This is a genomic window from Klebsiella michiganensis (assembly GCF_002925905.1).
Lineage (GTDB): Bacteria > Pseudomonadota > Gammaproteobacteria > Enterobacterales > Enterobacteriaceae > Klebsiella > Klebsiella michiganensis.
In genome coordinates, this window is record NZ_PRDB01000010.1 from 163641 (window position 1) to 188739 (window position 25099).

23 protein-coding genes are annotated in these 25099 nt (G+C 58.0%); 12 read left to right on the forward strand and 11 right to left on the reverse strand.

The annotated features are described in order from the left end of the window. Positions 1-67: 67 nt before the first annotated feature. Positions 68-1288 (reverse strand): MFS transporter, encoded by a 1221-nt coding sequence (locus tag CDA56_RS20455; RefSeq protein ID WP_004848370.1) that lies wholly within the window; start codon positions 1286-1288, stop codon positions 68-70. 163 nt (positions 1289-1451) lie between these two features. On the opposite strand from CDA56_RS20455, the gene ushA reads away from it, so the two are divergent. After that, positions 1452-3104 (forward strand): bifunctional UDP-sugar hydrolase/5'-nucleotidase UshA, encoded by a 1653-nt coding sequence (gene ushA, locus CDA56_RS20460; protein ID WP_032748309.1) that lies wholly within the window; start codon positions 1452-1454, stop codon positions 3102-3104. 128 nt (positions 3105-3232) lie between these two features. Here the strand turns inward: ushA and ybaK are convergent, their stop codons facing one another. Next, a complete protein-coding gene (gene ybaK, locus CDA56_RS20465) occupies positions 3233-3712 on the reverse strand; it encodes a Cys-tRNA(Pro)/Cys-tRNA(Cys) deacylase YbaK (protein WP_025107139.1) in 480 nt (159 codons plus the stop codon). A 201-nt stretch (positions 3713-3913) separates the two neighbouring features. Beyond that, positions 3914-4708: a TraB/GumN family protein gene (locus CDA56_RS20470; RefSeq protein WP_014228217.1), complete on the reverse strand. Its 795-nt coding sequence runs from the start codon at positions 4706-4708 to the stop codon at positions 3914-3916. Positions 4709-5030: 322 nt separating this feature from the next. Between CDA56_RS20470 and CDA56_RS20475 the strand changes: the two genes are divergently transcribed. Genes CDA56_RS20475 through CDA56_RS20495 form a run of 5 tightly spaced genes read left to right on the forward strand, consistent with a single transcriptional unit; the run spans position 5031 to position 10356 of the window. Then, a complete protein-coding gene (locus tag CDA56_RS20475; RefSeq protein ID WP_004848379.1) occupies positions 5031-5438 on the forward strand; it encodes an ExbD/TolR family protein in 408 nt (135 codons plus the stop codon). A gap of 1 nt (position 5439) precedes the next feature. Continuing rightward, positions 5440-6171 carry a TonB family protein gene (locus CDA56_RS20480; RefSeq protein WP_102803076.1) on the forward strand — a complete coding sequence of 244 codons (732 nt, stop codon included), beginning with the start codon at positions 5440-5442 and terminating at the stop codon, positions 6169-6171. A gap of 34 nt (positions 6172-6205) precedes the next feature. After that, positions 6206-8446, forward strand: coding sequence for a TonB-dependent receptor family protein (locus CDA56_RS20485; RefSeq protein ID WP_004848383.1), 2241 nt, complete (start codon positions 6206-6208; stop codon positions 8444-8446). Between the two features lie 19 nt (positions 8447-8465). Continuing rightward, a complete protein-coding gene (locus CDA56_RS20490) occupies positions 8466-9113 on the forward strand; it encodes a MotA/TolQ/ExbB proton channel family protein (protein WP_004137930.1) in 648 nt (215 codons plus the stop codon). Further along, positions 9106-10356 (forward strand): phospholipase D-like domain-containing protein, encoded by a 1251-nt coding sequence (locus CDA56_RS20495; RefSeq protein ID WP_025107135.1) that lies wholly within the window; start codon positions 9106-9108, stop codon positions 10354-10356. Before CDA56_RS20490 ends, CDA56_RS20495 begins: the two co-directional genes overlap by 8 nt. A 74-nt stretch (positions 10357-10430) precedes the next feature. Here CDA56_RS20495 and copA read toward each other — a convergent pair whose 3' ends face one another. Beyond that, entirely contained in the window at positions 10431-12932 is a 2502-nt protein-coding gene (gene copA / locus CDA56_RS20500) for a copper-exporting P-type ATPase CopA (RefSeq protein WP_103815101.1), read from the reverse strand. 106 nt (positions 12933-13038) lie between these two features. Between copA and cueR the strand changes: the two genes are divergently transcribed. After that, positions 13039-13449, forward strand: a complete 411-nt coding sequence (gene cueR / locus CDA56_RS20505) for a Cu(I)-responsive transcriptional regulator (RefSeq protein ID WP_048261479.1) — start codon at positions 13039-13041, stop codon at positions 13447-13449. Here cueR and CDA56_RS20510 read toward each other — a convergent pair. Together CDA56_RS20510 and CDA56_RS20515 are read right to left on the reverse strand one after the other, a co-directional pair. Continuing rightward, on the reverse strand, positions 13446-13910 hold the full coding sequence (locus CDA56_RS20510) for an NfeD family protein (RefSeq protein ID WP_064358005.1): 465 nt from the start codon (positions 13908-13910) through the stop codon (positions 13446-13448). The two genes, cueR and CDA56_RS20510, sit on opposite strands and share 4 nt — an antisense overlap. Next, entirely contained in the window at positions 13907-14824 is a 918-nt protein-coding gene (locus tag CDA56_RS20515) for an SPFH domain-containing protein (protein WP_004129981.1), read from the reverse strand. Before CDA56_RS20515 ends, CDA56_RS20510 begins: the two co-directional genes overlap by 4 nt. Positions 14825-14960: 136 nt before the next feature. Between CDA56_RS20515 and fetA the strand changes: the two genes are divergently transcribed. Both fetA and fetB read left to right on the forward strand, forming a co-directional pair. Next, the gene (fetA, locus tag CDA56_RS20520) at positions 14961-15641 is read left to right on the forward strand and encodes an iron efflux ABC transporter ATP-binding subunit FetA (protein ID WP_004848402.1); all 681 of its coding nucleotides are present in this window, start codon (positions 14961-14963) and stop codon (positions 15639-15641) included. Further along, positions 15628-16410: an iron efflux ABC transporter permease subunit FetB gene (fetB, locus tag CDA56_RS20525; protein ID WP_004129987.1), complete on the forward strand. Its 783-nt coding sequence runs from the start codon at positions 15628-15630 to the stop codon at positions 16408-16410. Before fetA ends, fetB begins: the two co-directional genes overlap by 14 nt. Before the next feature lie 108 nt (positions 16411-16518). Here fetB and CDA56_RS20530 read toward each other — a convergent pair whose 3' ends face one another. The 3 genes from CDA56_RS20530 to tesA all read right to left on the reverse strand — a co-directional run bounded on the left by CDA56_RS20530 (position 16519) and on the right by tesA (position 18857). Then, a complete protein-coding gene (locus CDA56_RS20530; RefSeq protein WP_014228228.1) occupies positions 16519-17373 on the reverse strand; it encodes a co-chaperone YbbN in 855 nt (284 codons plus the stop codon). 61 nt (positions 17374-17434) lie between these two features. After that, entirely contained in the window at positions 17435-18244 is an 810-nt protein-coding gene (locus CDA56_RS20535; RefSeq protein WP_165795137.1) for an SDR family oxidoreductase, read from the reverse strand. Next, positions 18234-18857 carry a multifunctional acyl-CoA thioesterase I/protease I/lysophospholipase L1 gene (gene tesA, locus CDA56_RS20540; protein ID WP_049079717.1) on the reverse strand — a complete coding sequence of 208 codons (624 nt, stop codon included), beginning with the start codon at positions 18855-18857 and terminating at the stop codon, positions 18234-18236. The genes CDA56_RS20535 and tesA overlap by 11 nt, the downstream gene beginning before the upstream one ends. Between tesA and ybbA the strand changes: the two genes are divergently transcribed. Both ybbA and ybbP read left to right on the forward strand, forming a co-directional pair. Next, the gene (ybbA, locus tag CDA56_RS20545; RefSeq protein ID WP_004099723.1) at positions 18828-19514 is read left to right on the forward strand and encodes a putative ABC transporter ATP-binding protein YbbA; all 687 of its coding nucleotides are present in this window, start codon (positions 18828-18830) and stop codon (positions 19512-19514) included. The genes tesA and ybbA overlap by 30 nt on opposite strands. After that, entirely contained in the window at positions 19511-21928 is a 2418-nt protein-coding gene (gene ybbP, locus CDA56_RS20550) for a putative ABC transporter permease subunit YbbP (protein ID WP_103815099.1), read from the forward strand. The genes ybbA and ybbP overlap by 4 nt, the downstream gene beginning before the upstream one ends. Positions 21929-22051: 123 nt before the next feature. Here the strand turns inward: ybbP and CDA56_RS20555 are convergent, their stop codons facing one another. After that, positions 22052-22360, reverse strand: a complete 309-nt coding sequence (locus CDA56_RS20555) for a monooxygenase (protein ID WP_014228233.1) — start codon at positions 22358-22360, stop codon at positions 22052-22054. 209 nt (positions 22361-22569) lie between these two features. Between CDA56_RS20555 and CDA56_RS20560 the strand changes: the two genes are divergently transcribed. Continuing rightward, positions 22570-23715 (forward strand): porin, encoded by a 1146-nt coding sequence (locus CDA56_RS20560; RefSeq protein ID WP_004130005.1) that lies wholly within the window; start codon positions 22570-22572, stop codon positions 23713-23715. Positions 23716-23832: 117 nt separating this feature from the next. Here the strand turns inward: CDA56_RS20560 and mnmH are convergent, their stop codons facing one another. Further along, positions 23833-24912 (reverse strand): tRNA 2-selenouridine(34) synthase MnmH, encoded by a 1080-nt coding sequence (mnmH, locus tag CDA56_RS20565; protein WP_032719617.1) that lies wholly within the window; start codon positions 24910-24912, stop codon positions 23833-23835. Positions 24913-25099 lie beyond the last annotated feature (187 nt).

The following is a 25099-nucleotide window of genomic DNA, read 5'->3' on the forward strand; positions in this document are numbered from 1 at the left end:
TATGCGGGGTAATGCTGGTGGAGTAAGGGATTGAGGCAGCCAAAGTTACACTTTGGCTGCCGAAGAATCAGGACTTTTGGTGGTTGTTAGGCAGAAATATCGTCAAGATGCCAATCAGTGGCAAGAAAGCGCAGATTTTATAGACCAGCTCGATACTGGTATGGTCAGCTAATAGCCCCAGCACCGCGGCGCCAAGGCCACCCATGCCAAAAGCAAATCCGAAGAACAAACCAGAAACCATGCCGATCCGCCCCGGCAACAGCTCCTGAGCGTAGACCAGAATGGCGGAAAAAGCCGACGCGAGGATAAAACCAATTATCACCGTTAAAATGCCGGTCCATTCCAGCGATGCGTAGGGTAAAACAAGAGTAAACGGCGCTACGCCAAGGATAGAGCCCCAAATAACATATTTGCGCCCAATCTTATCGCCTACAGGCCCGCCAATCACCGTTCCCGCCGCGACGGCAAAAAGGAAAGCAAACAGATGAAACTGCGCGTTTTGCACCGATAATCCAAACTTTTGCATCAGATAAAAGGTGTAATAGCTGCTGATGCTCGCCATATAGAAGTATTTTGAGAAAATCAGCAGCAAAAGAATGCTAACCGCCAGAATGACTTTGTTTTTCGGCAATGGATTGACAATGACCGCTTTGGGTTTACCTTTGTTCATACGGTGCTGAGCGGCATACCAGCGGCTGATCTGCGCCAGCACGACGATCGCCAGCAGCGCCGCCAGGACAAACCAGCCAACGTTACCTTTGCCGTAGGGCGCGATAATCAGGGCCGCAAGCAGCGGGCCTAACGAACTGCCAAAGTTGCCGCCGACCTGGAATATCGACTGCGCCAGGCCATGGCGACCGCCGGAGGCCATTCGCGCCACGCGTGAAGACTCAGGGTGAAAGACCGAAGAGCCGGTACCGACCAGCGCGGCAGCCAGCAGAACCATCCCGAAGCTCCCGGAAATCGCCAGCAGTACCAGACCGCTTAAGGTAAAGCACATGCCTATCGGTAGCGACCACGGCATCGGGTGTTTGTCGGTCAGATAGCCGACGACCGGCTGCAGCAGCGATGAGGCCAGCTGGAAGGTTAGGGTAATCATCCCTATCTGCACAAAGGTCAGCGAAAACTCGGCCTGCAGCAGCGGGTAGATAGCCAGAATAAGCGATTGGATCATATCGTTTAGCAAATGTGAGAGGCTGATAGCGCCGAGAATGCGAAACGAGGTGCGTGCTTTTTGCGGCGCAGCAGCAGGGCCGGATAAGGGTTGTGCGGTCTGATTCATTGCCATAGGTTCGCTTAAGTATTTTTTATAGAGGATGCAGGTGGAATTATTATCTGCCTAACATACCTGCCCCTAAGGTTTGAAGGAAGTCGCAATTCTGAAAACATATTTGTCTAATCGGCTAACTCGCTATACTTTCGGCACTTGTCATTTCGTCAGGGAGAGAAATATGCACTTTATGAAGCAAGGCGTTGCGCTGGCGCTATTCACGGCGTTATCGCTGGGGAGCCTGTCTGCGCAGGCTTATGAGCAGGATAAAACCTATAAAATTACCATTCTGCATACTAACGATCATCATGGCCACTTCTGGCGCAGCGACTATGGCGAATACGGGCTGTCGGCACAAAAAACGCTGGTGGACGGCATTCGCAAAGAGGTGGCGGCAGAGGGCGGCAGCGTGCTGCTGTTATCCGGCGGCGATATCAACACCGGCGTGCCGGAATCCGACTTACAGGACGCGGAACCCGATTTTCGCGGGATGAACCTGATTGGCTATGATGCGATGGCGGTAGGCAATCACGAGTTTGATAATCCCCTTAGCGTACTGCGTCAGCAGGAAAAATGGGCGAAGTTCCCGTTCCTCTCCGCCAATATTTACCAGAAAAGCACCGGCGAGCGTCTGTTTAAGCCGTGGGCGCTGTTCAAACGCGGCGGGCTGAATATTGCGGTTATCGGCCTGACGACCGACGATACGGCCAAAATTGGTAACCCTGAGTTCTTTACGGATATCGAGTTCCGCAAACCGGCGGAAGAGGCCAAACTCGTTATCCAGGAGCTGCAGCAGAATGAAAAACCGGACGTCATTCTGGCCACCACCCACATGGGCCATTATGACAACGGCGCCCACGGCTCGAATGCGCCGGGCGACGTCGAGATGGCGCGCAGCCTGCCGGCAGGTTCGCTGGCGATGATCGTCGGCGGCCACTCGCAGGACCCGGTATGCATGGCCTCTGAGAATAAAAAACAGGTGGATTACGTTCCGGGCAGCCCGTGCGCGCCGGATAAGCAGAACGGTATCTGGATCGTCCAGGCCCATGAGTGGGGCAAATATGTGGGCCGCGCCGACTTCGAATTCCGCAATGGCGAAATGAAGCTGGTGCACTATCAGCTGATCCCGGTCAACCTGAAGAAAAAGGTCACTTACGACAACGGCGAGAGCGAGCGCGTGCTCTATACGCCGCAAATCGCCGAAAATCCGCAGATGCTCTCCCTGCTGACGCCGTTCCAGAATAAGGGCAAAGCGCAGCTGCAGGTCAAAATCGGTAGCGTAAACGCGCACCTGGAGGGCGATCGCAGCAAAGTGCGTTTTGTGCAAACCAATATGGGACGTCTGCTGCTGGCGGCGCAGATGGCGCGCAGCAATGCCGATTTCGCGGTGATGAGCGGCGGCGGCGTGCGTGATTCGATTGAAGCGGGCGATATCACCTATAAAGACGTGATGAAGGTACAGCCTTTCGGCAACGTGCTGGTGTATGTCGATATGAGCGGTAAGGAAGTGACGGAGTATCTGACCGCCGTGGCGCAGATGAAGCCCGATTCTGGCGCCTATCCGCAGTTTGCCAACGTCGGTTTTGTGGCCAAAGACGGTAAGCTTAATAATTTGACTATCAAAGGCGAACCGGTCGATCCGGCGAAGACCTACCGTATGGCGACCCTGAGCTTTAACGCCACCGGCGGCGATGGCTACCCGCATATTGATACCAAGCCCGGCTATGTGAATACCGGCTTTATCGACGCGGAGGTGCTGAAAGAGTATATCCAGAAAAACTCACCGCTGGACGCGGCAGCTTATGAACCGAAAGGCGAGGTAAGCTGGCAGTAACGTCAGAGCAGCGCCCCGGTGGCGCTGCGCTTACCGGGGCGACAGGTCTGAGCGGTTTTGGATTTTGTAGCCCGGACAAGGCGCGTCAGCGCCGCCTCCGGGAGTGTTCCCTGACGAAAAACCGTCAATTAATCGCGACGCGCGATATCGGCGAATTTTGCCTCAAGGATCTTCGCCAGATCGCTGGCCGCCAGCTCAATATCCAGCCCGCGTTTGCCGCCGGAAATATAGATGGTGGCAAACGACTGGGCCGGCGCGTCAATCACCGTCGGCAGGCGTTTTTTCTGTCCAAGCGGGCTGATCCCGCCCACCAGATAGCCGGTGACCCGCTGTGCGACCATCGGGTCTGCCATATCGACTTTCTTAGCGCCTAAAGCCCTCGCCACCTTTTTCAAATCCAGCTGACCCGCTACCGGCGTCACCGCGACGGCCAGATGCTTCATGTCGCCGTTGACGGCGACCAGCAGCGTTTTATAGACCTGGTCCGCGTTGAGCCCCAGCTTACGCACCACCTCATCGCCAAAATTGGTTTCGTTCGGATCGTGATCGTAGCTGTGAATGTGAAAACTAATTTTGTTTTTTTCGAGTAATTTTACGGCGGGAGTCATCGTTATCCTTCTTACCAACCGATTTAATGTGACATAAGCATACGCCCGACGGCTGTCTAAAAAATAGTATCATCTTGCGCAATAGTATTGGCAGTGATGGTCACTTTGAGCGACAATCAGACGATCCGGGGCGCGAACCCCGGAATAATAATAATGATGAAATTCCTCTTTGACGGGCCAATAGCAATATTGGCCATTTTTTTACGTCAGCATGTCCGGCAGATTTCCTTCCCCGTACAAATGAAGCGCCCCTACGGCAACCACGTAGCGCCCCGGCGGCAGCGCCAGCAGCGTTTCGCGCCAGGCGAGATTGCGCTGATGCATCAGCACATCATACAGCGACTGGCTAAACGTTGTCGGCAGCGAGGTTGCGCCCGTTGACGGCGGCTGCTCCAGCCACCAGCCGATCATCACCTGCAGCAGACGCGCATTCGTGCGCCAGTGGGTGAGGGTATCCTCCAGCAGCGCCAGGCCGCCGTCGGGCAGATCCCGCAGCAGCGCTATCTGGCTGTCGGCTCCCTCCAGCTCCATCACGCGGATATTGCTCTCGCGCGCCGCCATCAGCAGTTGATAATCAATGCCGTAATCCGCCCTTAGCCCCAGTTTTTGCGCCTGAGTCGCCTGCAATACCATCGCCACCTGCCACAGCGGCTGGCTGTCGAACAGCGCGATGGACAGCCCCATTTCTCCTGCCCGCTCTTGCAGTTCAGCAAGCAGGGAGGCGCTCAGGCGTTCCGCCAGCGGCGGACAGGAGGGGAGGTTGCTGAACGGCGTTTCGCTGCCGCTAATATCCGCTTCCACAATCAGCGCATCGGCCTGGCGGATCTTTTTTAATAACCTGGCGGGCGGCGGCGACATGTCGCGGGTGCCCATATGAATACTGCCGACCAGGTGCAGATAGCGCTCGCCGGGAAGCGTGATATCCAGCGCGGGCCAGGAATAAGACGAGCCGACGGCGGCTTGCCACAGCATTTTTATTCGGTTTAACAGGCCCATACGTGCTCCGTAGTGTGAGGAAGCCATGCTAGCGCGCGGGGGGCTGGGGCGCAAGGGGACTCAACGTGCGCGACGGAAGAGGCGTTTTGCAATGTCACGAAAATAACAAAAAAATTTGATGTTCTCTTTTTCGTCATTTCTGTAATGGCGTTTTGAAATTAATTATCAATTAAAAAACAATGGAATGACCATTTATAACGTGAATGACTATGGTGTTTTTTTCTCAAATATTCCTCTGTTGTGATAATAAAATAAAAAATCTGTAACAAAAAATAAACAAAACGCTTCTATATTGGCCCCTTCAATTTTTGGGGGGAGTGACATGCGTAACTGGAGTGAGCCTAAAAAGAATAAAGCCCATATCGAGCTGATCCCGATGATCGATGTGATGATGTTTCTACTGGTTTTCTTTGTCCTGATTAGCCTGAATGTGATCCCGGCTCTGGGCTTGAAAACGCAGCTGCCGTCGGCCGGCAGCGCCCAACAGCTTAAACCGCAAAAAAAAGCCATTATCACCCTCGGCGCCGGCGACCAGCTGCAGCTTGATGGCCAGCCGCTGCCCCTGAATGCGCTGGTCAATACCCTGAAGCAACAGCAGCAGGAAAACCAAACCACCACCATTATCGTGAACAGCGATAAAGAGGTTGCGGTGGAACGCCTGATCGCCGTGATGGATACCCTGCGTCAGGGTGGTTTCTTCTCCATTTCCATTGCCACACGGAAGCAGTGATATGTATCTGCTTTATCGCTCACGTCACGTTGTTAGCTGGCTACCCGCCCTTGTCATCGCCGGATGTTTACTGTTTGTCAGCCAGCAGGCAGTGCTGCAGGTCAAACCGCATTACGACGATACGGTCATGGAACTGTCGCTGGCTGAACCCGAACCGCCGCAGCCGGAGCCTGTCCCAGAACCGCAGCCGCAAATTCAACCTGAGCCGGAACCGGAGGCGGTCGCTGAACCCGTCGTTTCTGCGCCAGAACCCATTATCCAGGCCAAACCGGTTGTTAAACCGAAAGCCAAACCCAGGCCCAAACCGGTTGTGAAGGAAAAAGCGCCGAAACCGCAGGCGATCGCGGCTCCGCAGCCCGCCGCCGTTCGTAGTCCGGTGAGTAAACCGGCCCCGCCGCCTTCTCCCCCGGCGCCGAAGGCGAACGCGCAGGCGGTGGAAAACGGCTATCTGCAGGCGCTGCGCCGGGAGCTGGAGCAGCGCAAGCGCTACCCGAGCGGCCGTCAGGCTTCGCTGGAACGTCCGCAGGGCAACGTGGAGGTCTGGCTGGAGGTTGACCGCAGCGGCAGAGTGCTGGCTTCCGGTATTGCCAGCAGGGCGCCGAACATGCTGCTCAATCGCGCTGCGCTTAGTTCCCTGCAAAGCATCAGCCAGCTGAAGCCCTTTCCTGAAGAGGCTTTTGCCGGACAAAGCAGCAAAAAATTTACCGCGACGTTTAATTACCAGGCGCCATAAGCCTAATTAATCATTTGTTTTTACAGGAAAAGAAATGAAAAACTTTAATTATTCTGGGATTGCGTTAGCCGTGGTGTCGGCCCTGTTATCGGGGGCCTCACTGGCGGCGGAAAGCAGCGACGTGGGGGAGATTAACGTTAAGGGGCAATCGCTCGGCGGCGGTCTGATGGTGCAGGAAGACAGCGGCAAAGCGCGTTCCACCCTGACCAAAGAGGCGATGGAAAAAGCCCCCGGCGCCAGCAATGCTATCGACATGCTGAAATATACGCCGGGAATGAACGTCAACAGCAATGACGCCAGCGGCCTGAGCGGTATCGACTACACCATGCGCGGGATGAACTCGGATCAGATCGGCCTGTCGATGGACGGCATCCCGATTAACGACTCGGGCAACTATGCGGTCTACCCCAACCTGCTGGGCGACGCGGAAAACCTTGAGCAGATCTTTGTCACCCAGGGCTCTTCCGAGGCTGACGGCCCGCATATTGGTTCCAGCGGCGGTAATATTGGCCTTGTGACAAAGCGTCCCTCAAAGGAGTTTGGCGGCTTCGTCAAACAAACGCTCGGCAGCCATAACCTCAGCAAAACTTTCGCTCGTCTGGAGACCGGGGAGTACAACGGTTTTAGCAACTGGCTCTCGTACTCGCATACTGAAGCCAAAAAATGGCGCGGGGAGGGGCGTAATTATTCCGATAAGTTCGAAATGAACTCGCTGTACGAGGATGGCAACGGCAACAGCAGCAACCTGATCATGAAGTATAACCGTCAGGATAACAGCAACTATAACACCCTGAGTAAAGCGCAGTTCGAAGAAGACCCGCGTCAGGACTACTCGACCACCCCGGTCTACAACAGCAAAGGTCAACTGAGCAAATATTACAAGCTGAACCGTAATCCGTTTGAAACCTTCACCCTCTCTTTTGCCCAGCGCTTACAGCTGCGCGATAACCTCGCGTTGACCGTTCAGCCCTATTACTACTGGGGTAACGGCGGCAGCTTTACCGGACAAACGGCCTCGGTGCTGTCCAATACGTCTGATACCGCCGGACAGTACGATCTCAGCAACCTGACTTCTAATACCTATTACCGGCCTTCGTGGACCCAGACCTGGCGGCCGGGCGTTACCACGAAATTGAAGTGGGATATTAACGACGAACACAGCCTGGATATTGGCTACTGGTACGAGCGCGCGCGTCAGTCGCAGACCCAGCCGTTTATTAGCATTCAGGACGATGGCAACCCGGCGAACGTTTCCGGCAAACCGGGCGGTTCCGATCAGGTTAAAGATGCGAACGGCAATACGGTACAGGGGCGTAACCAGTACACGGTGACTCCTGCGCACAAAGTATGGCTTCAGGACAGCTGGTTCGTGACGCCGGACTGGACGCTGGTGGGCGGGCTGGCTTATCAGTATGTTGAACGTAAAGGCGATAATAAAGGCAGCCTGTATAGCGCTGCGGAAAAACGCCAGGCGACCTACCATGAATTCCTGCCGAACTTTAGCATCAGCTATAAGCCGGATAGCGAAAATCAGCTGTTCTATAACCTGACGCGCAACATGCGTACGCCACCCAACTACGTACTCTACAACGTCGGCGATTCGATCAGCACCAAACCTGAGCTGAGCTGGAACCACGAGCTGGGCTGGCGTTTTCAGCGCGAAGATATGCTGCTGAGCGCGACGCTCTTCTATATGCGCTATACCGACCGGCAGATTTCGACCACCAATGCGGATGGTGACTACGAAATGATGAACATCGGCAGCGTGGAGAGTAAAGGTCTGGAGCTGGAGTGGAGCGGTAAGCTGCCGTACAACTTCAACTACTACACCTCTTATACCTACACCCATTCCGAACAAAAAGACGACATTGTGAGCAACGGCGGACATCCGCTGCCAACGGCGGGCAAAACGGTGCCAAACGTACCGAAAAACATGCTTAACGCGTCGCTGGGCTATGATGATGGTCTCTACTACGGCAGCTTCGGCGGCAAATACGTCAGTTCGTTCTACGGCGATTTGACCAACGACGAAAAAATCGGCGGGCGCACGGTCTTTGATGTCGCCGCGGGCGTGCATCTGCCGGTGGATAAAAAGATTGTCAAAAGCGCCACCCTGCGCTTTGGCATCGATAACCTGTTCGATAAACAGTACCTGACCTCCGTCCGCTCGACGACTTTTAACGCGGCGGCTTACGACGGCGTGAAGGCCAGTACCCCGTACTACAACGTTGGCGAAGAGCGCACCTTTAGCGTCTCGCTGGAAGCAACCTTTTAATTAACCGGAGGGCACTCTGATGGATGCCAATCTGATTCACGATATTATTTTCTACGTTATGTACGCCGCGCTGGCGATCGCCGTGGTGATACTGGTTGAACGCGGCCTCTATTTTTCGTGGGCCCAGCGTCAGGCTTTGCGCTTTGAAAAGGCGCTGACGCCGGACGTTCGCCGCGCGTCGGATCTGCCGGAATCGCTGACCGGCCGCAGTAGCCTCCCGCTGACCCTCATTCTGCCGGTGCTGGAGAAAAAGCAGACGGCGGAAGACCGTGAGGCGATGAGCGATCTGATCGACGCTCAGTATCTGCTCAGCAAACCGCAGATGTCGCGTGGGCTGTGGATGCTTGAAACCGTTGTCACCGCCGCGCCGCTGCTGGGCCTGCTGGGGACGATCCTCGGTATTATGGATACCTTTAAGGCCCTTTCCGCCTCAGGCGTCTCCGATGCCAGCATGGTTTCTGCGGGTATGGGGACCGCCCTGTATGCCACCGGCCTGGGCATTGCTATTGCGCTGCTGTGCCTGGTGGGCAATAACTATTTGCAAAGCCGCATGGAGCGAATCAACGAACTGCTGAAGGTGCTGCTGATCCGCGCCGGCAGCCCGGTCAGCCGTCCGGAGCAGGGCGGCAAACGCTGGGAAGGCCACGAGGCGCAGCGCTATGCCTGAACATGGTCAATGCGGGTGGCCGGCAGGCCGCCTGATGAGCGCACTGGCGGGGAGCTGGATGCTGTTAAGCCAGCCGGTATGGGCGGCGTTCTCTATACCCGGCTACGAGCTGGTGTATAACGCGCCGCAGGAAACCACCTTACAGGATAACGATTTACGTCATGCCGCCGAAGTCTGGCAGCAGATGTTCGATGCGGCGCGCAGCCATATCGATCTGGCGCAGTTTTACGTGGCGAATGAAAAAGGCTCTCTGCTGGATGGGGTTCTGGCACGTCTGCGGGCCGCCGGGGAGCGTGGAGTAAAAATTCGTTTTCTGATGGAGGAGAAGGGCGTGGGCCTTTCAACGCCGGAAACGCTGACGGCCCTGAAAGCTATCCCCAACCTGGAGCTGCGGGTGATTCCGTTCCATCGGCTGACCGGCGGTATTGTTCACGCCAAGTATCTGCTGGTGGATGGCAAAGAGGCTTTTGTCGGTAGCCAGAATTTTGACTGGCGCGCGCTGGAACAGATCCAGGAGACCGGTCTGCGCATCAGCGATCCGCAAACGGTGCAGCAGATTCAGGCTATTTTCGATCAGGACTGGCAGGCGCAAGCTCTGCTGGCGGAGAGTAAGCCGGTACCGAAGCCGGCGAGGCAGGCGGTAGCGTCGGCCCCGCAGGGCAATTATCTGGTTGCCAGCCCGCGCGATTATAACCCGGGCGGGGTGATTGATTCGCAGGTGGCGCTGCCGCGGCTGCTGGCGAGCGCCAAATCGCGGATCCGGGTGCAGGTGATGGACTATGCGCCGCTGGCGTGGGGAGAAAAGGGGAGCCGGCCCTTTTATGCGCCCATTGATAACGCCCTGCGCAGCGCGGCGGCCCGCGGCGTACAGGTGGAGCTGATGGTGGCGAACTGGAACCTGAAAAAGCCGGAGGTATTCTGGCTGAAGAGTCTCTCTCTGGTGCCAAACGTTCAGCTAAAAGTGGTGACCATACCTCCCGCCAGCCGAGGGTTTATCCCCTTTGCCAGGGTGGTACACAGTAAGCTGATGACCATCGATGGTACGACGGCGTGGGTCGGAACCAGCAACTGGAGCGGAGGCTATTTCGATAACTCACGCAACCTTGAGCTGGTGCTGAATAATGCGTCGATGGCCGCGCGCGTGGACGCGCTTTACAGCCAGCTGTGGAATAGCCGCTATGCGGCGCCGATCAAGGTTGATTTTGATTATCCGGTTCCGCATCCTGGCCGCGAGTTCGAATAGATAAATCGGCTGAGGCTTCCCCTCTCCCGAAGGGGGCGAGGGGAAGCCTGTTTTCGCCCTCGCCAGAGGCTGCCTTATGCTTTGGGCTTATAGCGCAGCAGGCGGTTGGCGTTGCTCACAACGGTAATCGAAGAGAGCGCCATGGCCGCGCCCGCCACCACCGGGTTGAGCAGCGTGCCGGTCAGCGGCCACAGGATCCCGGCGGCAATCGGAATGCCCAGCGAGTTATAAACAAATGCCCCCAGCAGGTTCTGCTTCATATTACGCAGCGTGGCTTTGGCGATGTCCAGCGCATCGGCAACGCCGTTCAGGCTATGGCGCATCAGGGTAATCGCCGCCGTCTCAATGGCGACATCGCTGCCGCCGCCCATGGCGATCCCCACATCGGCCTGCGCCAGCGCGGGCGCATCGTTGATACCGTCGCCGATCATCGCCACCTGATGCCCTTCGCTTTGCAGGCGCTTAATCGCATCGGCTTTCCCGTCCGGCAGCACCCCGGCAATCACCTCATCAATGCCCGCCTCTTTGGCGATAGCTTTGGCGGTGGTGGGGTTATCTCCGGTCAGCATCACCAGACGATAGCCCTGGCGGTGCAGCCTGGCTAATGCCGCCACGCTATCTTCGCGCAGCGGATCGCGGATGGCGAACAGCGCCGCCGCCTGACCATCTACCGCCAGCAGCACCGGCGTGGCACCCTGTGACGCCTGGGCGGTCATGTCGTCTTCTATTTCAGCCGTTGCAATCTTGTGCTCATTAAGCAGCGCCTGGTTGCCGAGCAGCAGACGGCGGCCTTCGGCTTCGCCGCTGACCCCCAGCCCGCGCAGCGTGCGGAAGTTTTCTACCGCAGGCAGGCGTTGGTCCGCGGCTTTGTCGAGAATGGCGCGCGCCAGCGGGTGGCTGGAACCTTGCTCCAGAGACGCCGCCAGACGCAGAGCGGTGGACTCATCCATGGCGGTAAAGGTTTTTATCGCCACCACCTGCGGTTTACCCTCGGTCAGGGTACCGGTTTTATCAAAGACCAGCGTATCGAGAGTGCTGGCGCGCTGCAGCGCATCGGCGTCGCGCACCAGTACGCCGTACTCCGCCGCGCGGCCCACGCCGGAGATAATCGACATCGGCGTTGCCAGCCCCAGGGCGCACGGACAGGCGATAATCAGCACCGTAGTGGCGATCACCAGGGTATAGACAATTTGCGGCGCCGGGCCAAAAAAGTACCAGATCGCGGCGCTGAACAGGGCTATCGCCACAACCGCCGGGACGAACACGGCGGAGATTTTGTCCGCCAGCTGGCCGATTTCAGGTTTACTGCTCTGCGCCTGGCGCACCATGCGGATAATGCGCGCCAGGGTGGTTTGACTGCCGACGGCGCTGGCGGTAAACAGTACGCTGCCGTCCTGCACTACGGTCCCGGCATGAACGGCGTCACCGTCGCCTTTTTGCTGCGGCACCGGCTCGCCGGTGAGCATCGCTTCATCGAACCAGGCTTCGCCCTGGCTAATGACGCCGTCGACCGGTACGCGATCGCCGGTGGTCAGACGCAGGATCATTCCCGCCTGAACCTCAGCCAGCGGCAGATCTTTTTCGCCTTCGTCGGTGACCACCCTCGCTGACGGCGGGGTTAAATCGAGCAGTTTTTCCAGCGCTTTCGAAGAGCGCTGGCGCGCGCGGGCTTCCAGCATATGGCCCAGGTTAATCAGACCGATAATCATCGCGCTGGCTTCATAATAAAGGTGGCGGGCTTCCATCGGAAACCACTGCGGCCACAGGTTGACGCTCATTGAATAGAGCCAGGCGACGCCGGTACCCAGCGCCACCAGCGTATCCATGGTCGCGGTGCCGTTTTTCAGGCTTTTCCACGCGCTGCGGTAGAAATGGCCGCCGGCAAAGACCATCACCGCCAGGGTGACAACACCGATAGCCAGCCACAGGGAGCGGTTATCATCGCTGACCATCATATTGTCGCCGATCATTCCCCAGCCCATGACCGGGATACCGACCAGCAGGGCGACGATAGCCTGCCAGCGGAAGCGCTTCATTGTGGCGACGGCGGTTTCCTGCTGGCGCTCGCGGCGTTCGAGGTCGTCTTCGATAGCTTCCGCGCCGTAGCCCGCTTTCTCTACGGCCTGGACTAATTCTGCGGCGGACGCGCTGCCCATCACCAGCGCAGTGCGTTCCGCCAGGTTGACCCGCGCCTGCGAGACGCCCGGCACCGCGGCGAGCGCGTGTTGTACCCGGGATACGCAGCTGGCGCAGCTCATGCCGTTGATTAACAGCTGCTGGCTGTCATCTTCGTCACGGGCTGCCGGAAGCTCAGAGGTGGCCGCTGTCAGCGCTTCCGGCGGGATTGATGATTCTGCCAGCGGTTTAGCCTTTGGGTGGCTGAGCTCCGCGCCGTATCCGGCCTGTTTAATGGTCTCAATCAGCGCTTCCGCGCTGGCGCTGCCCGTGACGTGGGCTTCGGTAACGGTGACTTCCGCCTGCTCAACGTCGGGACGCTGCTCCAGACTCTCTTTCACCCGTTTAACGCAGTGGCCGCAGGAGAGGCCATCAAGCGCGAGGTCGATAGTGGTAGACATACATAACTCCTGAATAAATTTCCGGTTAATGATTGACCGAACACACTCTTTCATCGAGTATTAACAAGGTTAAACCTTCCAGCAAGGGGAAGGTCAAGGGGGAAAGATGAATATTAGCGATGTGGCGAAAAAGACCGGCTTAACCAGCAAAGCGATCCGTTTTTACGAGGAGAAGGGGCTGGTGACGCCGCCGCTGCGTAGCGAAAACGGCTACCGCAGCTACAACCAGCAGCATCTGGATGAACTGACCCTGCTGCGCCAGGCGCGCCAGGTGGGGTTTAATCTGGAAGAGTGTCGCGAGCTGATATTCCTGTTCAACGATCCCTCGCGGCACAGCGCCGACGTGAAACGCCGGACGCTGGAGAAAGTCGCGGAAATTGAGCGGCATATCAGCGAGCTGCAGGGCATGCGTACGCAGCTGCTGGCGCTGGCGGACTCCTGCCCCGGCGATGACAGCGCGGACTGCCCGATCATCGATAATCTCTCAGGCTGCTGTCACCGCAAGGTGCAGGCCTAGCGGCCGTTAGGGAGCTCCCTGATCCGCAGCGTAATCCCCTCGACGGAGACCACTTCAACCTTGCTGCCCGCCGCGAGGTCGTCATCGGCAATAACAGGCCATGAACTGTCGCCCACGCGGACGTGTCCGCGGCCGTTAACCAGCGCCGTTTCCAGCGTAAAGCGGCGGCCAAGCAGCTGCTGCCCGCGCTGATTAAGCTGAGCGTCCGCCGGCTTCTGGCGCTTAACGCGGTTACGTAGCCAGCGCGACCACAGCCAGGCCGCCAGCAGAGTCAGGACGGCAAACAGCGTACCCTGCCACTCCCAGCTCAACGGCAGCATCCAGACCAGCAGCCCGGTTACGACGCCGGCAATGCCGCTCCACAGCAGATAACCGTTGCCGCCGAGCATTTCCGCCGCCAGCAGCAGCCCGCCGAGGCTGAGCCAGAAAATATGCGGGTGGGCGAGAATCAGCGCGATCATGATTTTTTCTGCGCGCCAGCGCCTTCTTTAAGCAGCTCGCCGATCCCGGCGATGGAGCCCATCAGGCTGCTGGCGTCGAGCGGCATCAGCACCACTTTACTGTTGTTGGCCGCGCCAATTTGCTGCAGCGCATCGGTATATTTCTGCGCGACAAAGTAGTTGATGGCCTGAATGTCGCCGGAGGCGATAGCGGATGAGACCATCTGCGTAGCGCGCGCTTCGGCTTCCGCGGAACGTTCGCGCGCCTCTGCCTGTAAAAACGCCGACTGACGCTCGCCTTCGGCTTTGAGGATCTGCGACTGCTTCTCGCCCTCGGCTTTTAAAATTTCCGCCTGACGTATCCCTTCGGCCTCAAGAATATAGGCGCGCTTGGTGCGCTCGGCTTTCATCTGGGCGTTCATTGAGGCGATAAGCTCCGCCGGCGGGCGTACGTCGCGGATCTCAACGCGGGTGATTTTGATGCCCCACGGGTTGGTCGCTTCATCGACAATATGCAGCAGGCGGGTGTTGATGCTGTCGCGCTGGGAGAGCATTTCGTCCAGCTCCATGGAGCCCAGCACGGTACGAATGTTGGTCATAGTCAGGTTGATAATCGCCAGCTCGAGGTTGCTGACTTCATAGGCGGCTTTCGGCGCGTCGATGACCTGAATAAAGCACACCGCATCAATGGTGACGTTGGCGTTATCGCGCGAAATCACCTCCTGCGAAGGGATATCGAGCACCTGCTCCATCATATTAATTTTGCGCCCGATACGATCCATAAAGGGCACCACCAGGCTCATCCCCGGCTGCAGCGTTTGCGTATAGCGGCCAAAGCGCTCTACCGTCCACTGGTAGCCCTGAGGAACGATTTTTACCGCCGCTCCGACGATAACCAGCGCGACGAAAATAAGAATGGGGATAAAAATCAGCATCAAAAACCTCCTGTCTTGTTGCCTGTTGATGCGCCGGGAGAGTGGCGCGCGTTTAACCAGAGTATATCTTTCCGCGCATCCGGGTGAAAGAAAAGTGGAGTAAACTAGAGGCGTTGTCGAAAAACTGGGAATAATAATGACCGAAAGTAACGCTATTTTGCGCCTGGACAATGTGGGTTTTCAGGCCGATGGAGTGACCATCCTTAATGAGATGAGTTTTCAGCTCAGGGCAGGGGAATTTAAGCTGATTACCGGCCCTTCCGGCTGCGGAAAAAGCACGTTATTAAAAATAATCGCTTCGCTGCTGAGCCCCACCGCGGGAAGCATTTTCTTCGCCGGTAAAAACATTAATGACTTAACGCCGGAAACCTATCGTCAGCAGGTTTCCTACTGCGCGCAAACCCCGGCGCTGTTCGGCGATTCAGTGTATGACAACCTGGTCTTCCCGTGGCAGATCCGTCATCAACAGCCGGATCCCAACGCGCTGGTCGCCGATCTGCTGCGCTTCGGGCTGGCGGAGAATACGCTGGAAAAGTCAATCAATGAACTTTCGGGCGGGGAAAAGCAGCGCGTTTCGTTGATTCGCAATCTGCAGTTTTTACCGCAGGTGCTGCTGCTCGATGAAATTACCAGCGCGCTGGACGAGAGCAATAAAAAAAACGTGAATGAGATTATCCATCGCTACACGACCGAAAAAAATATCGCCGTTCTGTGGGTCACTCACGATAGCAATGAAATTGCCCATGCGGATGAAGTGATTACCCTAAAGCCTGCCGGCGGAAAAGCGCAGGAGGAGAAAAAAAATGAACGGGCATAATATTACTAACGAATCGCTGGCGCTCTCCATGGTTCTGGTGCTGGTGGCGATCGTGGTCAGCTACCGGGAAAAGCTGGCGCTGGAAAAAGATATTATCTGGAGTATCTGCCGGGCGATTGTGCAACTGATTATCGTCGGCTATGTGCTGAAATATATCTTTAACGTTAATCACGCCGTGCTGACGCTGCTGATGGTGCTGTTTATCTGCTTTAACGCGGCGTGGAATGCGAAAAAGCGCAGCAAATATATCGATAAAGCCTTTGTTTCTTCGTTTATCGCGATAACCACCGGCGCCGGATTAACCCTGGCGGTGCTGGTTTTTTCCGGATCGATTGCGTTTGTGCCGATGCAGGTGATTCCGATTGCCGGGATGGTGGCCGGTAACGCGATGGTGGCGGTCGGGCTGTGCTACAACAACATGGGGCAGCGTTTCAGCAGCGAGCAGCAGCAGATCCAGGAGAAGCTGAGCCTGGGCGCGACGCCGAAGATGGCTTCCGCAAGGCTTATCCGCGATAGCATTCGCGCCGCGCTGATCCCGACGGTAGATTCGGCGAAAACGGTGGGGCTGGTGAGCCTGCCGGGGATGATGTCGGGGCTGATTTTCGCCGGGATTGATCCGGTAAAAGCGATTAAGTACCAGATTATGGTGACGTTTATGCTGCTGTCGACCGCCAGCCTGTCAACGATTATCGCCGGGTATCTGACCTACCTGAAGTTCTTTAATGCTCGCCATCAGCTGGTGGTGACGCAGCTGAAAAAACGCGCGTAAGTTTTTTCCTCGGAGGCGGCGCTGAACGCGCCTGTCCGGGCTACCGTCCCGCAGACGGCGGGGAATCTGTAGCCCGGCTAAGCGCAGCGCGAGCCGGGTTTTTTACGATTAATAAAGCAGAGAGTAGAGCTGGCGGCGGTACTTCGCGGCCAGCGCGTCGCCGGTGCCGAGGGCGGAGAGGATCTCCTGCAGCAGCTTGCGAACCTCGCCGTTTCCGGCGCCTAAATCTTTTTGCAGATGGCTGAACAGCAGCGCCAGCGCCTCTTCGTTACGCCCAACCTGATGCAGCTGTAATGCCAGCTGGGAGGCCAGCGCCGCGTCTTCCGGGTTCTGCTCTACCTGCTGCTGCAGTTGCTGAATTTCCGGCGTGTCGGCGGCTTTTTTCAGCAGTTCGATCTGCGCCACCAGTCCCTGATAGCGGGTATCCTGATCCTGCAGCGGCACGGTTTTCAGCACCGTTTCCGCTTCATCGGAACGGTGCAGGGCAATCAGCGTTTCCGCCAGCAGCAGGCCAATCTGGCTCTCCTGGTTCGACAGCTGCCAGGCGTCTTTCAGCAGCGGCAGCGCTTCGGCGTAGTTCTCTTCCTCCATCAGCGCCAGCGCCTGCTGCGCTTTGAGCTCCTCTTCGCGCGGCAGGAACTTATCCAGCAGCGCGCGCACCGCTTCTTCCGGCTGCGGGCCTTCGAAGCCGTCGACCGGCTGACCGTTCTGGAACAGGTAAACCGTAGGGATTGCGCGCAGGCCAAACTGCGAAGCCAGCATTTGTTCGGCATCGCAGTCAACTTTAGCGAGGGTAAACAGGCCGTTGTACTGGGCGGCGAGGCTCTCCAGCACCGGCGTCAGCTGCTCGCAATGTTGGCTGCGCGCGGACCAGAAATAGAACAGCACCGGCGTTGTCGCGGACTGCTGTAGCGTCTGGTGTAGGTTAGCTTCGGTAATATTGACAATATTCTGTGCGGACATGAGCAAGTCTCTTTAATCGATATTTGTATAGATATATGGGGGCGACGGCAGGCGCTTCAACTTAGCCCTGGATAATTTTGTCCATCGCGCGGGTCGGCAGCAGGCGTTTCAGCAGGGCGACCGCATGCGCCACCAGAGTGACCCGGTAGCGCAGCTTCGGTTTATCGCTGACAAAAGCATGGCGCACTTTTTCCACCACCGCTTCCGGCCCGAGAGTAAAGCGGGCGGCGATGCCGGGGTTTTCCACCGGCTTATCGGTCTGGGTCTGGTTGACGTTGTTGGTGAAGCGGGTGTGGATCGGGCCCGGCTCAATCAGGATGACCTTAATTCCGCTGTGGCGCAGCTCCATGCGCAGCGCGTCTGACCAGGCTTCCAGCGCGAATTTGCTGGCGGCATAGGCGCCGCGGCCGGGGCTGGAGATAATTCCCATCACCGATGAGGTCATCACAATACGCCCTTCGCCGTGCGGCTCCATTGCCGGAAGCAGCAGCATCGTTAGCTGATGGACGCCGAAAAAGTTGGCGGAAAACTGCTGCTCCATCTGCTGGCGGCTGATGGTCGGCAGCGGGCCGTAGACGCCGTAGCCCGCGTTGTTAAACAGGCCGTACAGGCGGTTGTCGGTCAGGGCAATCACCTCGGCGGCGGCGCGTTCAACGCTCTGCGGATCGTCAAGATCCAGCAACACACCGGTCAGCCCCAGCTCCTGCATCCGTGCGACATCTTCCGCTTTGCGGCAGGCGGCCAGCACGTTAAAGTCCTGGCGCTTTAAATCAAGGGCGCTTTCAAGACCAATTCCGCTGGAACATCCTGTAACTAAAACCGATTTTTGCATAACTTTACCTGCAAATGACTCGCTGTTATCAGGAGTCATGATTAACTAAGGGAGCCAAACGCGTCGCCATCCAGTCGGCGATAAACGGCTGGGCGTCGCGATTAGGGTGAATTCCATCGTCCTGCATCCACTGCGGTTTCAGATAAACCTCTTCCATAAAAAAGGGCAGCAGAGGAATATCAAACTCTTTGGCCAGTGCCGGATAAATTGCGCTAAAGGCTTCATTATAACGGCGGCCATAGTTGGCGGGCAGGCGAATTTGCATCAGCAGCGGCTGGGCGTTCGCCGCTTTGATATGCTCAATAATGGTACGCAGCGCCTGCTCCGTCTGCTGCGGCGGGAAACCGCGCAGCCCGTCGTTACCGCCCAGCTCTACCAGCACCCAGCGCGGCTGATGCTGCTTAAGCAGAGCCGGCAGCCTTGCCAGCCCCTGCTGCGAGGTATCGCCGCTGATGCTGGCGTTAACCACCGGCGTTTTGGTCTGCCACTTATCGTTAAGCAGCGCAGGCCAGGCGGTATTGCCCGCCATGCGATAACCGGCGCTCAGACTGTCGCCGAGAACCAACAGCGTGTCGGCCGCCATCGCGCGGCAGGTAAACAGGACCAGAAACAGGAAAGGCAAATGCCAGCGGAAAACATACTTGAAGTTCATCATCTTAAGAAATCCGTCGGTCAGGGTGAGCATCAGCTTTCCATCCTTACCGGAGTTGAGCTGGTTGTCAAACAGGGGCAGACCATCGCCCTGATTGGCGAGTCGGGGTCCGGTAAATCGACGCTGCTGGCGATCCTCGCCGGGCTGGACGACGGCAGCAGCGGGGAGGTCTCGCTGCTCGGACAACCGCTGCATCAGATGGACGAAGAGGCGCGGGCGAAGCTGCGCGCAAAGCACGTCGGCTTTGTGTTTCAATCCTTTATGCTGATACCCACCCTCAATGCGCTGGAAAACGTCGAGCTTCCGGCGCTGCTGCGCGGCGAAAGCGATAGCCAGAGCCGCGGCAGCGCCCGGGCACTGCTGGAGCAACTGGGGCTGGGTAAGCGCCTGCACCATCTGCCGGTACAGCTTTCCGGCGGCGAGCAGCAGCGGGTCGCGCTGGCGCGCGCGTTTAACGGCCGCCCGGAGCTGCTGTTCGCCGATGAACCCACCGGCAACCTCGACCGTCACACCGGGGATAAAATCGCCGACCTGCTGTTCTCGCTGAACCGCGAGCACGGCACCACGCTGATCCTCGTCACCCACGACCCGCTGCTGGCGGCGCGCTGCGACCGACGGCTGAGGCTGGTGGATGGCCAGCTGCGGGAGGAAGCATGATCGCCCGCTGGTTCTGGCGCGAATGGCGCTCGCCGTCGCTGCTGATCGTCTGGCTGGCGCTGAGCCTGGCGGTGGCCTGCGTGCTGGCGCTGGGCTCGATAAGCGACCGCATGGAGAAAGGACTCAGCCAGCAGAGCCGGGAATTTATGGCCGGCGACCGCACGCTGCGCAGCTCGCGCGAAGTCCCAGGCGCATGGATTGACGAAGCGCGTCGCCTTGGTTTAACCGTCGGCGAACAGCTGAGCTTCGCCACTATGACGTTTTCCGGCGATACGCCGCAGCTGGCGGACGTCAAAGCGGTTGACGACACCTATCCGCTATATGGTCAGCTGCAGACCCAGCCGCCGGGGCTGAAGCCGCACGCCGGCACCGTGCTGCTGGCGCCGCGATTAATGGCGCTGCTGAATCTGAAAACCGGCGACACCATCGACGTGGGCGACGCCACGCTGCGCATTGCCGGCGAGGTGATACAGGAGCCGGATGCCGGATTTAACCCCTTCCAGATGGCGCCGCGGCTGATGATGAATACCGCAGACGTGGCGAAAACCGGCGCGGTGCAGCCCGGGAGCCGCGTCTCCTGGCGCTATAAGTATGCCGGAACCCCGCAGCAGCTGGCGGACTACGAAAAGTGGCTGCTGCCGAAGCTGGGGCCTGAACATCGCTGGATCGGCCTGGAGCAGGATGACAGCGCGCTGGGTAAATCGCTGGAGCGCTCGCAGCAGTTTTTGCTGCTGTCGGCGCTGTTAACGCTGCTGCTGGCGGTCGCCGCGGTGGCGGTGGCGATGAGTCATTACTGCCGTAGTCGTTACGATCTGGTGGCGATCCTTAAAACCCTCGGCGCCGGGCGGGCGCATCTGCGCAAGCTGATTGTCGGCCAGTGGCTGATGCTGCTGGCGCTGGCGGTGGTTGCCGGCGGGGCGATGGGCGTCGGGCTGGAGCATATTCTGCTGCTGATGCTTAAGCCGGTGCTCCCGGCGGCGCTGCCGGCGGCGAGCGGCTGGCCGTGGCTGTGGGCGATCGGCGCGATGGTGGTGATTTCCCTGCTGGTCGGGCTGCGTCCTTATAGACTGCTGCTGGCGACGCTGCCGCTGCGGGTGCTGCGCCAGGATGTCGTCGCCAACGTCTGGCCGCTGACGATCTATATTCCAGTGGTGTGCGCGGTGGTGGTAGCCCTGCTGGCGCTGCTGATGGGCGGCAGCCCCCTGCTATGGGCGGTGCTGGCGGGCGCCGTGGTGCTGGCGCTGCTGTGCGGCCTGGCGGGATGGGGCGTTCTGTGGCTACTGAAGCGTTTGACGTTAAAAGCGCTGCCGCTGCGCCTGGCGGTGAACCGTCTGCTGCGTCAGCCGTGGTCGACCCTGAGCCAGCTGGCGGCCTTTTCGCTGTCGTTTATGCTGCTGGCGCTGCTGCTGGTGCTGCGCGGCGATCTGCTTGACCGCTGGCAGCAGCAGCTGCCGCCGGAAAGTCCTAACTATTTCCTGATTAACATTGCGCCGGAGCAGGTGGTGCCGGTGAAAACCTTCCTCGCCGAACATCAGACCCGCGCCACCGAGTTCTACCCCATCGTGCGCGCCCGCCTGACGCAAATTAACGGTCAGGTGACGGAGGGCAATAAAGATGAAGCCCTGAACCGGGAGCTTAACCTCACCTGGAGCCGCGAGCGTCCGGATCATAATCCGCTGGTTGCCGGTAGCTGGCCGCCGAAGTCGGGCGAGGTGTCGATTGAAGAGGGGCTGGCGCAGCGTCTGGGCGTCAAGCTCGGCGATAGCGTGACCTTTACCGGGGATACTCAGGACTTTAGCGCGAAGGTGTCCAGCGTGCGTAAAGTCGACTGGGAGAGCCTGCGGCCGAACTTCTTCTTTATCTTCCCGCAGGGGGCGCTCGACGGCCAGCCGCAAAGCTGGCTGACCAGCTTCCGCTGGGATAACGGCAACGGGATGCTGACGCAGCTCAACCGCGAATTCCCCACCGTCAGCCTGCTGGATATCGGCGCGATTTTGCAGCAGATTGGCCAGGTGCTGACCCAGGTAAGCCGCGCGCTTGAGGTAATGGTGATTCTGGTCACCGCCTGCGGCGTTTTGCTGCTGCTGGCGCAGGTACAGGTCGGGATGCGTCAGCGTTATCAGGAGCTGGTGGTCTGGCGCACGCTGGGGGCCGGGAAGTCTCTGCTGCGCACCACGCTGTGGGCGGAGTTCGCGCTGCTGGGCGTGGTGTCCGGCGTCGTGGCGGCGATTGGCGCTGAGGTGGCGCTGGCGCTGCTGCAAAGCAAAATCTTTGACTTCCCGTGGTCTCCGGACTGGCGGCTGTGGGTGATGCTGCCGCTGTGCGGGGCGATACTGCTGTCGCTGTGCGGCGGCTGGCTGGGGCTGCGTCTGCTGAAAGGTAAGGCGCTGTTCCGCCAGTTTAGTCAGGGATAGGGTTAGCTATGTAGCCCGGGTAAGGCGTTATCCGCCACCCGGGGGTTTCACTGTATGCGGGAAAGTAGCCCGGGTAAGGCGTCAGCCGCAACCCGGGGGGTTACCCGGTACGGATGCGCGTTGCTATTGCAGATGACCGTGGTTTAGCGCGGTGAGCGGCTCATTAACATCGAAAATTTTGCAGATAACCTCGTTTACGCCGAGAGATTTCAGGCGCGCGGTGTGCTTGTTGAGATAAGCGAGCGCGGTTTCTTCATTCGCAAAAAGATAGATCCCGCCCGCCTCCTGATTTTTTTCGCTTTCCGTCCAGACCTTCCAGATAAACCCCGGCTCCTGATTGATGGACTCGGCCAGCTCCACGAGCTGACGGGACATCTCGCTGCCGAAGGGACCGTTAAAGGCAAAGTGCAGCTGCAGTAGTTTTTTCGACATACTTCCTCCATGGATGATGTTTGCGCGGTAATAGACCATTTTAATGACATGGCGATGAAAAGATAACCACAGTTTTTTTAACGGCACAAAATGGTAAGTCACTGATTTTTAACCGCACGAAACATTAAAAACTCAACAACACGCCATACTCGATCGCAGTTAATATTCAACTGGCAAATATAAGGTTGCTTATTAATCAAGGAAAAAGTATGGCACATAAAATAAAAGCGCTGGCGATAACGATCGGCGCAGCCCTGGCGTTAACCTCTTTTGCATCCCAGGCGGAAATTACGCTTTTAAAACAAGATCCGCAGGCGGGCGATCCGTTAAGCCGGCTTAATTTCACCGTCGGCGGGAGCATCCGTCCCCAGTTCAACATGATGTCCGGCGACGGAGACAAAGGCTCTTATAAACGTAACGGTTTCGATGGCGGTACCCGTTTCCGCTTCGCCGCCGACTACTATCTGTTCGATGATATTAGCTGGATCAGCTACTACGAGCTGGGCGTCAATATTCCGGCGCTTTTCGACTGGGATAACCACTACGCCGAAGGCGCGAATAACACCAGCCGCCGTATGCTCTATACCGGCCTGAAAAGCGATACCTGGGGGACGTTAACCTACGGTCAGCAGAACAGCGTTTATTACGACGTGGTTGGGGTAAAAACCGATATCTGGGATTACGACATGATAGGCCAGGCGCCGGGTAACGGCATCAACGGCGACTACGATGGCTCCTATCGCTCACGCAATATGCTGAAATATAAGAAAACCGTTGGCGATGTCGATCTTTACGCCTCTTATCTGTTTGAGGACAGCGAATATCTGCCGGGAAACGGCCTGCGCTACAAGCGTAAAGGCGGCGGCTCCATCGGCGCCGATTACCACATCATGAAGGATTTGACCTGGGGCGCAGCGTGGAACTATACCCGCGCCGATATGCGTAACCCCTCCAGTTCAGACAGCAAATCATACGATCAGAATATCGTCGGTACCGCGCTAAGCTGGACGCCGGATAACTGGACCTTCTCCTTCGGCGGCGGCTGGTATCAGAACTTCCTGACCACCAAAAAAACCGATGTTCATAACTACTTCGCGGGCGATGCCTGGGGTATTGAGTACTTTGCCGGTTATAAATTCCCGATTGGTCAGTATGCGGTGAAATCCATTCAGCCGTACTTTATGGGCGACCGCCTGCAGTACGTGAACGGCCGCAACTATCAGCGGATTGATAACGGCGTCGGCGTGAGCTTCCAGCTGGATTATGGTTTCCGCGTTGACTATGAACACGTCTTCACGTCGAGCACCGACAACCTGGGCGATATGAACCTGGTGCGTCTGCGCTACGACTTCTAAGCGCTGACACTTCCCCGGTGACGCTGCGCTTAGCGGGGCTACAGGTTCACCGCAGTCTGCGGACCCGTAGCCCGGCTAAGGCATTTACGCCGCAAGCCGGGACAAGAGAGGATGTGATTACTCCGCCAGCCAGGCGGCGACGTCCTGCCAGCTGCCGCGAAAAATAATCTTCTCCGCTTTTTTGCCGAGCTGGTAGCGGTACATCGGATCGTAATACTCGTTCAGCAGGGGAACCAGCCAGCTGAAGTGGGCTTCGGTGCTGGCGGTTCGCTGCTGCTCAAGCAGGGCTTCATCAAGCCGGGCGGTGAGCTGGGCAAAACGCTGTAACCCGAGGCGGCGGCGGATTGCGAACAGACCATGATGCAGATATTCGCTATACGCCTGCCAGCCTTGCTCTTCGCCGTAGGCCGCCAGGAAATCATGATGCATGCGCGCAAAATACTCTTCCCGCAGCCGTTCAAGACGGACAGCGAACGGATCTTCCACTACCGCCAGCGGCGACTGCGCCATGCGAAGACGCATGCACTCCGGCAGGTGATTGGCGCCAATCATATGCCCCTCATCCTCCAGCACCCAGCGCGTCTGCTGCCCTGACTTTTTGAGCATTGCCACGGCCAGGTGATTTTCAAAGGTTGCCTGCTGATGCTGCTCCTGTAGGGTTCGGCCAAATGAAGAGCCGCGATGATGGGCGAGCCCTTCGAGATCGATACCGTCCGGTTGAGCGCCGACCAACTGGGTTTTACCGTTACCGGTACAGCCGCCGATCAGCACGATAGGGCGCTGCACCAGCTCTTCGGTAAGCTGTATCGCCGCCTGGCGCAGCGCCTTATAGCCGCCGACGATCAGCGGGTAATCCACGCCCGCTTCCTTCAGCCACTGCTGGACGATATGCGAACGCTGGCCGCCGCGAGCGCAGCACAGGTAGCCCTCGGGATAGCGCGCGCAGGCCTCTTTCCAGGCGGCGAGGCGGCGGGCGCGAATCTCGCCGTTGACCAGCTGATGGCCCAGCGCGAGGGCGGCGTCCGGCCCCTGACGCTTATAGCAGGTGCCGACGGCGGCACGCTCGTCATCGTTCATCAGCGGCAGGTTGATCGCCGCGGGCATGGCGCTTTGCCTGAATTCAACCGGGGCGCGTACGTCAATCAGCGGCGTATCGCTGGCGAGAATCTGCCGAATATTCTGTGGTACTAATTCCATCATTTAAACCGTTAAGTCATTCAGACGCGTCGCTCGACGCGATAATTCCTCTATTGTACGCGGTGAGCGCCCTGCTGAATTGATTTTTCACGGTGTATCGCTGAATAGCGTCAGGAATGGCTGGATTTAAGCATCCGTGGGGCTGGCAAGTTGGGTAGCCCGGCTAAGGCGCAGCGCGCCGCAAGCC